Origin of the sequence: Mesorhizobium sp. J428 (genome assembly GCF_024699925.1) — a bacterium.
In the GTDB taxonomy this organism is placed as follows: domain Bacteria; phylum Pseudomonadota; class Alphaproteobacteria; order Rhizobiales; family Rhizobiaceae; genus Mesorhizobium_A.
In genome coordinates this window covers 31,568-44,300 of sequence record NZ_JAJOMX010000004.1, presented here as the reverse complement: position 1 = coordinate 44,300, position 12,733 = coordinate 31,568, and the positions used below count along the sequence as shown (strand labels likewise).

Annotated in this window: 11 protein-coding genes and 1 pseudogene; 4 read left to right on the top strand and 8 right to left on the bottom strand. The window is 62.6% G+C overall.

Annotated features, from left to right (window positions below; genetic code table 11):
• Positions 1-2 precede the first annotated feature (2 nt).
• The 8 genes from LRS09_RS27655 to LRS09_RS27615 all read right to left on the bottom strand — a co-directional run bounded on the left by LRS09_RS27655 (position 3) and on the right by LRS09_RS27615 (position 7,466).
• Positions 3-206 carry a biotin/lipoyl-containing protein gene (locus LRS09_RS27655; protein ID WP_257810457.1) on the bottom strand — a complete coding sequence of 68 codons (204 nt, stop codon included), beginning with the start codon at positions 204-206 and terminating at the stop codon, positions 3-5.
• Between the two features lie 300 nt (positions 207-506).
• The gene (locus tag LRS09_RS27650; protein ID WP_374684946.1) at positions 507-1,976 is read right to left on the bottom strand and encodes an acetyl/propionyl/methylcrotonyl-CoA carboxylase subunit alpha; all 1,470 of its coding nucleotides are present in this window, start codon (positions 1,974-1,976) and stop codon (positions 507-509) included.
• On the bottom strand, positions 1,973-3,787 hold the full coding sequence (locus LRS09_RS27640; RefSeq protein ID WP_257810453.1) for an acyclic terpene utilization AtuA family protein: 1,815 nt from the start codon (positions 3,785-3,787) through the stop codon (positions 1,973-1,975). The genes LRS09_RS27650 and LRS09_RS27640 overlap by 4 nt, the downstream gene beginning before the upstream one ends.
• 8 nt (positions 3,788-3,795) lie before the next feature.
• Positions 3,796-4,581 (bottom strand): enoyl-CoA hydratase-related protein, encoded by a 786-nt coding sequence (locus LRS09_RS27635; RefSeq protein ID WP_257810452.1) that lies wholly within the window; start codon positions 4,579-4,581, stop codon positions 3,796-3,798.
• An 80-nt stretch (positions 4,582-4,661) separates the two neighbouring features.
• Positions 4,662-4,811, bottom strand: a complete 150-nt coding sequence (locus LRS09_RS27630) for a hypothetical protein (protein ID WP_257810451.1) — start codon at positions 4,809-4,811, stop codon at positions 4,662-4,664.
• Between the two features lie 82 nt (positions 4,812-4,893).
• Positions 4,894-5,691 (bottom strand): acyl-CoA dehydrogenase family protein, encoded by a 798-nt coding sequence (locus LRS09_RS27625; protein ID WP_257810633.1) that lies wholly within the window; start codon positions 5,689-5,691, stop codon positions 4,894-4,896.
• A 14-nt stretch (positions 5,692-5,705) separates the two neighbouring features.
• Positions 5,706-6,086, bottom strand: coding sequence for an acyl-CoA dehydrogenase family protein (locus tag LRS09_RS27620; protein WP_257810450.1), 381 nt, complete (start codon positions 6,084-6,086; stop codon positions 5,706-5,708).
• A 27-nt stretch (positions 6,087-6,113) separates the two neighbouring features.
• Entirely contained in the window at positions 6,114-7,466 is a 1,353-nt protein-coding gene (locus tag LRS09_RS27615; RefSeq protein ID WP_257810449.1) for an acyl-CoA dehydrogenase family protein, read from the bottom strand.
• Positions 7,467-7,506: 40 nt separating this feature from the next.
• Between LRS09_RS27615 and LRS09_RS27610 the strand changes: the two genes are divergently transcribed.
• The 4 genes and pseudogenes from LRS09_RS27610 to LRS09_RS27595 all read left to right on the top strand — a co-directional run bounded on the left by LRS09_RS27610 (position 7,507) and on the right by LRS09_RS27595 (position 12,723).
• A complete protein-coding gene (locus tag LRS09_RS27610) occupies positions 7,507-9,312 on the top strand; it encodes an acyclic terpene utilization AtuA family protein (RefSeq protein ID WP_257810448.1) in 1,806 nt (601 codons plus the stop codon).
• Positions 9,299-10,091: pseudogene (locus LRS09_RS27605) on the top strand (ABC transporter ATP-binding protein). Before LRS09_RS27610 ends, LRS09_RS27605 begins: the two are co-directional and overlap by 14 nt.
• Positions 10,088-10,876 carry an ABC transporter ATP-binding protein gene (locus LRS09_RS27600; protein ID WP_257810447.1) on the top strand — a complete coding sequence of 263 codons (789 nt, stop codon included), beginning with the start codon at positions 10,088-10,090 and terminating at the stop codon, positions 10,874-10,876. Before LRS09_RS27605 ends, LRS09_RS27600 begins: the two are co-directional and overlap by 4 nt.
• On the top strand, positions 10,876-12,723 hold the full coding sequence (locus tag LRS09_RS27595; RefSeq protein ID WP_257810446.1) for a long-chain fatty acid--CoA ligase: 1,848 nt from the start codon (positions 10,876-10,878) through the stop codon (positions 12,721-12,723). Before LRS09_RS27600 ends, LRS09_RS27595 begins: the two co-directional genes overlap by 1 nt.
• The last annotated feature ends 10 nt before the right edge of the window (positions 12,724-12,733 follow it).

The following is a 12,733-nucleotide window of genomic DNA, read 5'->3' as shown; positions in this document are numbered from 1 at the left end:
GGTCAGTCCTCCTCCGGAGCCAGCTGGGCAAGGACGTCCTTCAGCCCGAAACTGTCGCCCGCGGCAAACGGGATTTCGGCAACCACACCGTCGCGCGGCGCGGCAAGGGTGGTTTCAAGCTTCATGCTTTCGATGACCAGAAGCGGCTGGCCCGCGGCAACGATGTCTCCCGGTTTGACCGCCACCGAGACGACGACCCCCGGCATCGGCGCCACAAGCCGATCGTCGCTCGCGCCGCCATCGCTTCCGGCAAGACGCTCGGCGGGATCGACCCGCCCGACTTCGTAGGTACCGACCGTCCATGTGCACAAATGTCGCCTCGGGGCCAGCGGCTAGACGGACGTCGCGGACAAGGCCCCTCGCCCGCAAGACAAAACCGCCCGGCGAAGTCGTCGGGTCCAATCGGCAGGGCAACACGCCCTCAGGGGTATTCAGCATAAACCGGCTGCCGTCATGGGCGAGCCAGCATTCGGTCTCTTCGCCGCCGATCTGAAATATCCTCCGCATCAGTTTCTCCAACCACCCATCTTGCGGTGCATATCCGATATCTGCATCACTTCGGCCACCAGCCTTTCGTCCGACAGGGCGGCAACCACCATCAGCAGGTCGTCCACATTCTCGCCCGGCGCGGTCAATGCATCCGCCTGCTCGGCCAGGAAACCGGTCGAGACGTCGCCCGACGCGAAATCGGGATGGGCCAGGATCGCATCCAGATAGCCGGTGTTGGTCGTTACACCGAGGATCACGTAGTTTTGCACCGCGTGACGCGCACGGGCGATGGCCTGCGCACGATCCGATCCATGCACGATCAGCTTGGACAGCATCGGGTCGAAATCGGTCGTCACCTTACCGCCGTCCAGGATGCCGCTGTCGACGCGAACCCCCTCGCCCCGTGGTTCGTCCAGCAGCAGGATATTCCCGATCGAGGGGCGGAAATCGGCCGTTGCATCCTCGGCGCAGATGCGCAGCTCGATCGAGTGGCCCGTCTGCGGAATGTCGGCTTGGGCGGCGCTCAGCCCCTCTCCCGCCGCAATGCGTAGCTGCTCGGCGACCAGGTCGAAGCCCGTCACCATCTCGGTCACGGGATGTTCGACCTGAAGGCGGGTGTTCATTTCCAGGAAATAGAAGGCACCGTCCTGAGCATAGATGAACTCGACCGTCCCGGCACCGCGGTAGTTGACGGCGCGGGCAATCCCGGCGGCGGTTTCGCAGATGTCCAGGCGTTGTTCGGGCGAAAGCGCCGGAGACGGCGTTTCCTCTATGATCTTCTGGAATCGGCGCTGGATCGAGCATTCGCGCTCCCAGAAGTGGACCACATTGCCCTTCCCGTCCCCCATCACCTGCACCTCGATATGGCGCGGGCGTTCGATATACCGTTCGACAAACAGCCGGCCATCTCCGAAATAGCGCTTGCCCTCGCGCCGTGCGGCCTCGATCTCCGCCTCCAGCGCGGCATCCTCGCGCACCACGCGCATTCCTTTGCCGCCGCCGCCTGCCGAAGGCTTGATCAGCAGTGGATAGCCCACGGCACGGGCGCGTTCGATAAAGGTCGCGGGGCCGTCATCCTCGATGGCCGACGGGGCGACGGGAAATCCGCGCTCTTCGACAAAGGCCCGTGCGCGTACCTTGTCGCCCATCAGGTCGATGACATCGGAGGTCGGGCCGACGAAGGTCACTCCCGTTTTTTCCAGCGCGGCCACGAAGCCCGCGTTTTCCGACAGAAAACCGTAGCCGGGATGCACCGCATCCGCGCCGATCCGTTTTGCAACCTCGACAATCTGCGGGATGTCGAGATAGGCGGCCACGGGCGTGGGCCCATCGATGGTCACAACCTCATCCGCGATGGCATGGGCTGGCCCCTCCTGCTCGGATGCATGGCGCAGCACGGCGGTCGCGAGGCCGCGTTCCTTGGCGGTGCGCAGGACGCGCGCCGCGATCTCGCCGCGATTGGCGACCAGAAGTTTTGAAATGGTCATGGGCTTGTCATCTCAGCTGGGGTCGAGGCGTTCAGCCCGTCGCGCGCGGCCAGATCGGCCGGCACAGGTATTTGGATATCGAGGAGCATCTGTGCGAAGCCCTTGCCCTGCGGGTCGATCCTGACCGATGCGATGCCGCCGCCGCCGAGCGAGTCGTGCAGCAGGAAGTTCAGCGCATGAATGCCGGGCAGTTCGAACCGCTCGACCGGGCCATTGCAGAGATGCTCAAAGTAGTCCTTCACGGTCTCTTCGGTCAGCGCCGAGCGGATATAGGGCAAATACTCGGGCTTGCGGGCGAGAATACCGATATTGGCGATGTCCCCCTTGTCGCCCGAGCGGCCCCAGGCCAGTTCGACCAGGCGCACCATCACCGCGCCGGGACCGGCCTCGCGGCCTTCCACCGCTGCCGCGGAGGAAGCATCAAGTCGCACCGCCTCGGTCGCAACGGTGACGGGCAAGTCTTTGCCGTCGACCTCGACCGCGATCGGGGTATCGGCCTTGTCCTGCAGGAAGGAGAAGAGACGGACCACCGGCTGCACCTTTGGCCGACCGGCGAAGAAACCCGTCAGCCCCTGCGCGGAGGAGACCGCCATCGGCGCGATCTCTCCGGCGAAGATGTTCAGCGCATCGCGGTCATCATGGGTCACGCCGATCTTCAGTACCACCTCGCGGGTCTGGGCGCGGGCGTTGGCGCCATAGGCGGCCTCGGCGCCCAGCACCTCCACGCTGACCTGCCGGAAATCACCGAGGTTGCGCCCGCGGAAAATGCGGCGGCAGCGGGTCAGAATGGCCTCGGCCACACGTTCGGCCTTGGCAGGCGCGTCGATCGCGGCCAGCGTCAGCGTGGTGATCGCCCGCCAGCCGTCGGCATGGGTGGCCGACACCTTGTAGCTGTCGGTGCGTCCCAGCCCCCGCGCGCCCTTCACCATCACCCGGTCGGGCCCCACCTGCTCCAGTGTCACCTGCGACCAGTCGCAGATCACATCGGGCAGGACGTAGCGCTGCGGATCGCCGATTTCGTAGAGCATCTGCTCGCCGACCGAGGCCGGCACCACCAGCCCGCCCGTGCCGAGCGTCTTGGTCATGACAAAGCTGCCGTCTTCCGACACTTCGACGATCGGCATCCCCATATCGTCCCAGCCCGGCACATCCTGCCAATCGGTGAAGTTGCCGCCCGTGCCCTGCGGGCCGCATTCGATCAGGTGGCCGGCCAGCGAGCCCTGGCTGAGCTTGTCCCAATCGTCGTCTTTCCAGCCGAACTCATGCATCAGCGGCCCAAGCGCCACAGCACTGTCAGCGCAGCGGCCGGTCACCACGATCTCGGCACCCGCATCGAGGGCGGCCGCAATCGGCCGCGCGCCGAGATAGGCGTTCATGCTCATCGGCTTGGCCGGGAAAGGCGCGCCCGAAAACAACTCGGTCGCGCCGCGGGAGCGGATCTCGTCCGCGCGGCCCAGCAGATCATCACCCAGCACGACGCCGATCGAAATGTCGATGCCCGCCGCCTCAGCCGCCTTGGCCAGCGCCTCGCGGCAGCCGCGCGGATTGACCCCGCCGGCATTCGCGACAACCTTTATCCCCTTGCGCTTGAGCTCTGGCAAAAAAGGCGCAACTGCCTGGACAAAGTCCGGCGCATAACCCGCTTCCGGCGACTTCGTCCGCGCCCGCGCAAGCAGCGACATCGTGATCTCGGCAAGATAGTCGAAGACCAGATAATCGATGTCGCCCTTCGTCACCAGTTGGCCAACCGCCTCGGGCGTGTCGCCCCAGAACCCCGAGGCGCAGCCGATGCGCACAGTTCGCCCAGTCATCATCCCCCCTACCTCCCGGTCCAGTCTGGCACGCGCTTCTCGATGAAAGCGGAAAAGCCCTCGCGCGCATCTTGGGTCATTGCGATGCGCGGCAGCATCGTTTCGGCAAAGCGGAACTGCTGCTCGATCGTCATGTCCTGCATCGCGTGATAGGAATACTTCCCCAGCCGGACGGCCGAGGGCGAGCGCGTCGTGATGAGGCTGGTCAGTTCGTTCACCTTGGCGTCCAGCGCGTCCGGTTCGGTCACATAGTTGACGATACCGTATTCCAGCGCCTGTTCGGCGGTCCAGGGTTCGCCGGTGATATACATTTCCAAGAGCCGACGACGCGGGATCACCCTCATCATCTGCGGCATGATCATCATCGGAAACAGCCCAATCTTGACCTCGGGCGTGGCGATCTTGGCGGTGCTGGCCATGACGGCAATATCGCAGGCGCAGACCAGCCCCGATCCGCCGCCCATCGCATGCCCGTTGATGCGTCCGATGATCGGCTTGTTGCATTTTTCCATCAGGGAAAACAGGCCGATGACGAAATGTCCGGGCTGCGAGATGTCGCCGGTGAACGGACCGCCATCAGCGCCCGCCTTCAGATCGCCCCCTGCGCAGAAGGCGCGGTCGCCAGCCCCGGTCAGAACGATGACAAGCACCTCGTCATCGGCGTCCGCCGCCTCTAAGGCGTCAATCAGCGCCTCGACGGTCGGCAAATTCAACGGATTGCGCTTTTCCGCGTTGTTGATGGTGATCGTCGCAACCCGGTCCTTGGTATCCAGCAGCACAAGTGAATCTGACATCGGTTATTTCTCCTTCTTGAGCCCGTTGCCGAATGGCCCCCAGCCTTCGGTTCAAGTCGCCTGCTAACGGTTTGGGCGGTTCACGACCGTCCCTCGAGCGCCGCCAGGTCCATCAACTCGATCACATCCAGCAGGAGGTGAACCATGTCCGTTTCGGAAACCCACTCCGACATGTCCACCGGAAGAAGAAACCGCTGTCGCCGACCCGGTTGACGGTAGAAATTCACCATTTCCGTCACCCCGCTCTCGCATTTCCTTCGTCGTCGGTCAGCCTCCGCACAGCTTTTTCGCTGCCTGCACCACGACCACTCCCTATATGTTCTTCAGAAGTTCGCCGGAGATGATGAGCTTGCGCACCTCCTGCGTGCCCGCACCCACCTCGAGCACCCGCCCCGTCCGATAGAGGCGGTTGACCTCGGTGTCGCGCATGTAGCCCGATCCGCCGTGAATCTGCACAGCGCGATCCAGCACGAAGGAGGTCGCTGCCGCAGCCTTGAAGATTGCCGCGGCCGTCAGCTTGTGGATCTCGCCGCGCCCGCCTTCGCCTTCTTCAAGCCCCTCGCACATGGCGGCGGTGCGCAGCGACAGGCTGCGAGCGGCCTCGATCTCGGTATACATCTCGGCCAGCATGGCCTGCACCATCTGGAAACTGGCGATCGGCTTGCCGAACTGCTGGCGCGTCTTGGCATAGTCGATGGATATCTCCAATGCCCGGCGCGCGATGCCCATCGCGTTGAAGCAGACGATGGCGCGTTCAAGGTCCAGCCCCGACATGGTAACCGCGACGCCGCCGTCAGGCTTACCTACCATGTTCTTCGCGGGCACCCTGCAATCCTCGAACACCAACTCGCCCGTGGGCGAGCCGCGGAACCCCATCTTGTTGAGCTTCTGCGCCACCTTGAAGCCCGGTGTGTCGGTCTCGACGATGAAGGCGGAAATTCCCTTGGCGCCCTTCTCGGGCGAGGTCTTGGCATAGACCAGCACGATATCGGCGATCGGGCCGTTGGTGATGAAGATCTTGGAGCCGTTGAGCACGTAGTGGTCGCCGTCCTTCCGGGCGGTCGTCCGCATCGAACCGAGCGCATCCGATCCCGCGCCCGGTTCCGTCAGGCCCAGGGCGCCGATCAGCGAGCCGTCGCAGAGGCCTGGCAGGTAAGCTTCCGCCGCAGATCGTCATTGGCGTTGCGGTAGATGTTGTTGACGCAAAGATTGTCATGGGCCACGTGGCTCAGACCGATCGCCGCCGAGGCGCGGGACAATTCCTCGGTGATGATGCAGGCCGAGGTGAAATCGAGCCCCGCACCGCCGAATTCAGGCGCTACGTTGAGGCCCAAATAGCCCATCTCGCCCAGCTTGGGAAAGATGGAGGGCGACAGGTCGTCGGTGTCGTCCATTTCGGCGTTCAGGTGATGAAACTCGGAAAAGAAGAACTTGCTGGCCTGATCGGCCAGCGCCTGCTGCTCTTCTGTCAGGTAATGGGTCGGCAGGTCGGGGACGTTGCGCAATCGCTCGTTCATAGCTGGTGTCCTCGCTTAGGCGCGCAGAAGTTCTTCGGCAATGATAATTTTTCGCACCTCGCTGGTGCCTGCACCGATTTCCAGCAGCTTGTTGGCGCGGTAGAGCCGGTTGATCTCGGTATCCTGCATGTAGCCCGAGCCGCCATGGATATGGCACGCTTCGGTCACGGCCTTGTTGAAAGCTTCGCCAGCGTAAAGGCAGGCGGCAGCGGTGAGCTTGTGGATCTCGCCGCGTCCGCCGGCGCCCTTGGGCAGGCCGACGCAAGCCGCGAGCGCGCGATAGCCGAAGGCGCGGGCGGTTTCGACCTCGATATAGATTTCCGCGAGCTTCGACTGCACCATCTGGAAACTGGCGATCGGCTTGCCGAACTGTTCGCGGATCCTGGCGTAATCGAGCGCCAGCTCCAGAGCCCTTTCGGCCATCCCCACGCAAACCGAAGCGACCATCGCCCGCTCCAGGTCGAGCCCGCTCATCACCACCGAAACGCCGCTGTTCTCGGCCCCGATCATGGCCGAGGCGGGCACGCGGCAATCCTCGAACACCAGCTCGCCCGTGGGCGAGCCACGAAAGCCCATCTTGTCGAGCTTCTGCGCCACCTTGAAGCCGGGATTGTCGGTCTCCACGATGAAAGCCGAGATGCCCTTGGCGCCCTTCGCCTTATCGGTTTTTGCGTAAACCAGGATGACATCCGCGATCGGGCCGTTGGTGATGTAGATCTTCGAGCCGTTGATCACATAATCATTGCCATCGCGCACGGCGCCGGTGGCCATCGAGCCCAGCGCGTCCGAGCCCGCGCCGGGCTCGGTCAGCCCAAGTGCGCCGACCAGCTCGCCCGAGCACAGGCCGGGAACGTATTTCCGCACCTGCTCATCCGAGCCGTTCCTGAGGATGTTGTTGAGGCACAGATTGTCGTGCGCGCCGTGCGAAAGGCCGACTGCCGGGTTCCATTTCGAGATGGTCTCTGAGACCAGGGCCTGGGTAAATTCGTTCTGGCCGCTGCCGCCCAGCTCCTCGGGCGCGGTAATGCCCAGCAGCCCGAGCTCGCCCATCTGCCGAAACAAATCCTCGGGCCACCATTCTTCCGCATCCATCTTCTCTTGCAATGGATGAAGAATCTCGCGCGCAACCCGATCCACGTGATCCACGATCTGCCGTTGTTCGGGCGTCAGCGAATAGTTGGCCTTTATGGCCGCGAGCGCGGCCATGCCTGGCTCGGCCTGGACGTTCATCTTTGATCCTCCCGATGGCTGCGCAACTTGCCTATTGATCAAAATCAAACATATGTTAGAAAACGTTTCAAGTGGTGTCGAGCTGCGTGTGTCTTTTTTTGGGGCATGCGCTTGGGAGGAAAGACGGAAGCTTGCCATCGGCGTCCACCCGAATGGACCGGGCGACAGGGAGGTTGCGATGACTGGGCGAACTGTGCGCATCGGCTGCGCCTCGGGGTTCTGGGGCGACACGCCCGAGGCGGTTGGCCAACTGGTGACGAAGGGCGACATCGATTATCTGGTCTTCGACTATCTTGCCGAGATCACGATGTCGCTGCTTGCGCGGGCGCGGACGAAGTCGCCGGAAGCGGGTTATGCGCCGGACTTTGTCCAGGCAGTTGCGCCTTTTTTGCCAGAGCTCAAGCGCAAGGGGATCAAGGTTGTCGCGAATGCCGGCGGGGTCAATCCGCGCGGCTGCCGCGAGGCGCTGGCCAAGGCGGCTGAGGCGGCGGGCATCGACATTTCGATCGGCGTCGTGCTGGGTGATGATCTGCTGGGCCGCGCGGACGAGATCCGCTCCCGCGGCGCGACCGAGTTGTTTTCGGGCGCGCCTTTCCCGGCCAAGCCGATGAGCATGAACGCCTATCTCGGCGCGCGGCCGATTGCGGCCGCCCTCGATGCGGGTGCCGAGATCGTGGTGACCGGCCGCTGCGCTGACAGTGCTGTGGCGCTTGGGCCGCTGATGCATGAGTTCGGCTGGAAAGACGACGATTGGGACAAGCTCAGCCAGGGCTCGCTGGCCGGCCACCTGATCGAATGCGGCCCGCAGGGCACGGGCGGCAACTTCACCGATTGGCAGGATGTGCCGGGCTGGGACGATATGGGGATGCCGATCGTCGAAGTGTCGGAAGACGGCAGCTTTGTCATGACCAAGACGCTCGGCACGGGCGGGCTGGTGGTGCCGGCCTCGGTCGGCGAGCAGATGCTCTACGAAATCGGCGATCCGCAGCGCTACGTCCTGCCCGATGTGATCTGCGACTGGTCGCAGGTGACACTGGAGCAGGTGGGGCCCGACCGGGTGATGGTGAAGGGCGCGCGGGGGCTGGGACGCACCGACAGCTACAAGGTGTCGGCCACCCATGCCGACGGCTGGCGGGCGATCACCACGCTGACGCTGGCCGCGATCGACGCGCCTGCCAAGGCCGAACGTGTGGCCGAGGCCATTCTGACCCGCTGCCGCCGCATTTTCCGCGGGCGCAACCTCGGTGATTTCCGGCAGGTCAGCGTGGAGGTGCTGGGCGCCGAGGCCGCCTATGGCGCCAACGCCCGCGCCCAGACCCGCGAGGTGGTACTGAAGATCGGCGTGACCCATGATGACCGCGATGCGCTGAACATCTTCGCCGGAGAGATCGCGCCGATGGCGGTCTCCTCCGCGCAGGGGCTGACGGGTTTCTTCGCCGGTCGGCCAAAGGTGCAGCCGGTGGTCCGTCTCTTCTCCTTCCTGCAGGACAAGGCCGATACCCCGATCGCGGTCGAGGTCGACGGCAAAGACTTGCCCGTCACCGTTGCGACCGAGGCGGTGCGACTTGATGCTTCCTCCGCGGCAGCGGTGGAAGGCCGCGAGGCCGGTCCCGGCGCGGTGATGGTGCGCCTGGTCGAACTGGCCTGGGGCCGCTCGGGCGACAAGGGGGACATCGCCAATATCGGTATTCTCGCCCGCAAGCCCGAGTATTTGCCCTATATCCGCTCGGCGCTGACCGAAGAGACCGTGAAGGACTACTTTGAGCATCTCTGCAATGGCCCGGTCGAGCGGTTCGAACTGCCCGGCATTCATGCGCTGAACTTCCTGCTGCACGACTCGCTCGGCGGCGGCGGCATCGCATCGGTCAGGATCGACCCGCAGGGCAAGGGCTTCGCACAGATGCTCCTCGATATCCAAATACCTGTGCCGGCCGATCTGGCCGCGCGCGACGGGCTTGCGGAGATGGCAGATGCTGACGCTTAACAACGTCCAGATCGTCTACGACAACGTGATCGAGGCCGTGCGCGATGCATCGCTGAGTGTGGATCAGGGACAGATCGTCACGCTTCTTGGGTCGAACGGGGCGGGCAAGTCGACAATCCTCAAGGGAATAGCCGGCGCTTTATGCCCCGGAAGAAGGCGACATCATCGGCGGCACGATCAGCTTTGACGGCAAAAACCTGATTGGCCGCAAGCCCGACGAAATCGTGCGCGACGGCATCGTCATGGTGCCCGAGGGGCGCCAGTTGTTCGAGCCGCTGACCGTCGAGGAAAACCTGATGATGGGCGGCATCACCCGAAGCCGGGCGGCCGCGGCCGAGGCGCTGGACTATGTCTTCTCGATCTTCCCGCGCGTCAAGGAGAAGCGTGGCACGATTGCCGGCTATCTGTCGGGCGGGGAACAGCAGATGGTGGCGATCAGCCGCGCCCTGATGTCGCGACCGCGCCTGCTGATGCTAGACGAGCCCAGCCTGGGCCTGGCCCCGCAGATCATCACCGAAATCTTCGCCGCGGTGACCAGTCTGGTTAAGGAAAGCAACGTCTCGATCTTGCTGGTGGAACAGAACGCCGAATTGGCGCTGTCGATTGCAAGCTACGGATATATCATCGAAAACGGCCGAGTGGTGATGGATGGCACGCCGCAGAAACTGATGAGCAACGAGGACGTCAAGGAATTCTACCTGGGCTTCTCCGAATCTGGCCATCGGCGCAACATGCGGGACGTGAAACACTACAAGAGACGCAAGAGGTGGCTGTCATGAGCGTGCTTTTGCAGGTCGACAATCTGGTCAAGAAATTTGGCGGTGTGACGGCAGTCAACGATGTCAGCTTTCCGGTCCTCAAGGGCGAGATCTTCAGCCTGATCGGTCCGAACGGCGCCGGCAAGACCACCATGTTCAACATGATCAGCCGGGTTCTTCCGGTCACGTCGGGCACGATCACGTTGGATGGCAAGGACATCACACGTACAGCGCCGCACAAGATTGCCTCCCTTGGAATGGGGCGCACCTTCCAGAACCTGGCGGTGTTCAAGCATGCCAGCGTTGTTGATAACATTCTTGTGGGGCGCCACAGCCACATTAATACAAGCGTTCTGGGAGGGTTGATCTTCGGGCCAACCACGCGGGCGCAGGAGCGGGCGCACCGCAAACGGGTCGAGGAGATCATAGACTTTCTCGAAATCCAGCATGTCCGCGACATGCCGGTTGGCGCTCTGGCCTACGGGTTGCAGAAAAGGGTCGAACTGGGCCGTGCCCTGGCTACCGAACCCAAACTCTTGCTACTCGATGAGATGGTTTCGGGCATGAACGCCGAGGAGACCGAGGACATCGCCCGCTTTATCCTCGATCTCCGGGAGGAGCTGGATATCACGGTGATGATGATCGAGCACGACATTGGTATTGTCACGGATATTTCCGACCATATCGGCGTGATGAATTTCGGCGAGCGCATCGCCTATGGCACGCCGGATGAAATCCGGGCCGATCCGCGTGTGATCGAAGCCTATCTCGGGCACAAACTGGAAGAAGCATTGGGGGCGGGTTGATGGACGATCTGAACCAGCGCTTTGGGGACGGCAATATCACCCTTCCGCAACTGTTGCTGCACTGGGCCGTTACTATTCCTGATGAACTGGCGATCCGGGAAAAGGACCTCGGGATCTGGAACCGGGTCACCTGGGCCGAATATTTTGCCAAAGTGCGGGGCTTCGCCCTGGGCCTCCACATCAGGGGGTTCGGGCGCGGCGATCGTCTGGCCATCGCCAGCGAAGACACGCCGGAATGGCTGTATTCCGACATCGCTGCGCAGGCGCTGGGTGGCATGACCGTCGGGGTCTATCCGACCAATCCCTGGCGCGAACTCAACTATATCCTGAGGCATTCCAAGAGCAGCATCATCGTTTGCGGGGATCAGGAACAGGTCGACAAGGTGCTGGATGCCGAAGCGAACGAAGGTGCCTTTCCCAACCTCAAGCTGATCGTGTGCGTCGACATGAAGGGGATGCGCAGTTATGACCGCACGCGGCTCAAATCGTTTGACGAAGTGGTGCAGGAAGGGCTGGATCATGCCTCGGGCCACATCGAGGACGCCGATTTCTTCCTCGATTGCGTCAATGCGGGCAAGCCCGACGATCCGGCGGTTGTGGTCTATACGTCAGGCACCACTGGCCCGCCGAAAGGCGCGGTGTTGTCGCACCGCAACCTGCTTGTGGCGTCTTATCCGCTGATAGATCAGTTCAATCTGACACGCAATCGGTATTCGGTGGTCTGCTACCTGCCGCTTTGCCATGTGGCCGAACGTGTATTCTCCACCATTCTCAGCCTGATGATCGGCGGCGCCGTGAATTTTGCCGAATCCATCGACACGGTACAGGTCAACCTACGCGAAATTGCACCACAGGTGTTTCTGGGCGTCCCGCGCATCTGGGAAAAGCTCCAGTACCGCGCGTCGATCCGAATTCAGGATGCGCGGCCCATGGCCCGGCGGATTTACAACTGGGGGCTGGACCTGGGACAGGCGCATTTCCGCAAGATCGAGGCCGGCCAACAACTGAACCCGGTCGAGCGCGTCAAGCATTTTGTAGCCAAGATCCTGGTTTTCAACCCGCTCAAGCGTTTCATGGGGATCGACAAGGTGCATTGCAGCTTCGTCGGCGGCGCATCCATCTCGCCCGAGGTCGTCCGGTTTTTCCGGGTGATCGGCGTGCCGCTCTATCAGGTCTATGGCATGACCGAATCGGGGGGTCTGGCGTTCTTCCAGAATGCCGACAAGGCAACGGTCGGGGCAGCGGGTGTTCCTGCGCCGGGCCTGCAATACAGGATAGCCGAAGATGGCGAGCTGGAGATCAAGCACCCCAGCGTCTTTCTGGGCTATCTCGACAATGAAAAGGCCACGGCCGAAACCATCATTGATGGCTGGTTGCAGACCGGCGATGTGGTTGAACAGCTGGATAACGGCGAAATTGTCATCGTCGACCGGAAGAAATCCATCATCATCACGTCGGGCGGCAAGAACATCACACCGTCTGAAATTGAAAACGCCCTGAAGGATTCGATCTACATCTCTGAGGCGATCGTGGTCGGCGAGGGGCGTAACTTCCTCGGGGCATTGCTCCAGATTGACTACGATACCGTCGGCAAGTGGGCTCAGGCGCAAGGCCTCGCTTATACCACGTTCAGCCACCTTTCCAGCCTGGATGAGGTCAGGGAACTCATCGCCAAGGAGGTGGCACGGGTGAATGACGCCTTCGCACGCGTGGAAAACATTCGAAAATTCGTGCTTCTGAAAAAGCAGCTCGACCATGACGACGGCGAACTGACGGCCACCCAGAAGGTGCGGCGCAACGTCATCGAGACAAGGTTCGAAGCCGAGATGGCGGAAATCTACGCCTAGGGGGAACAGC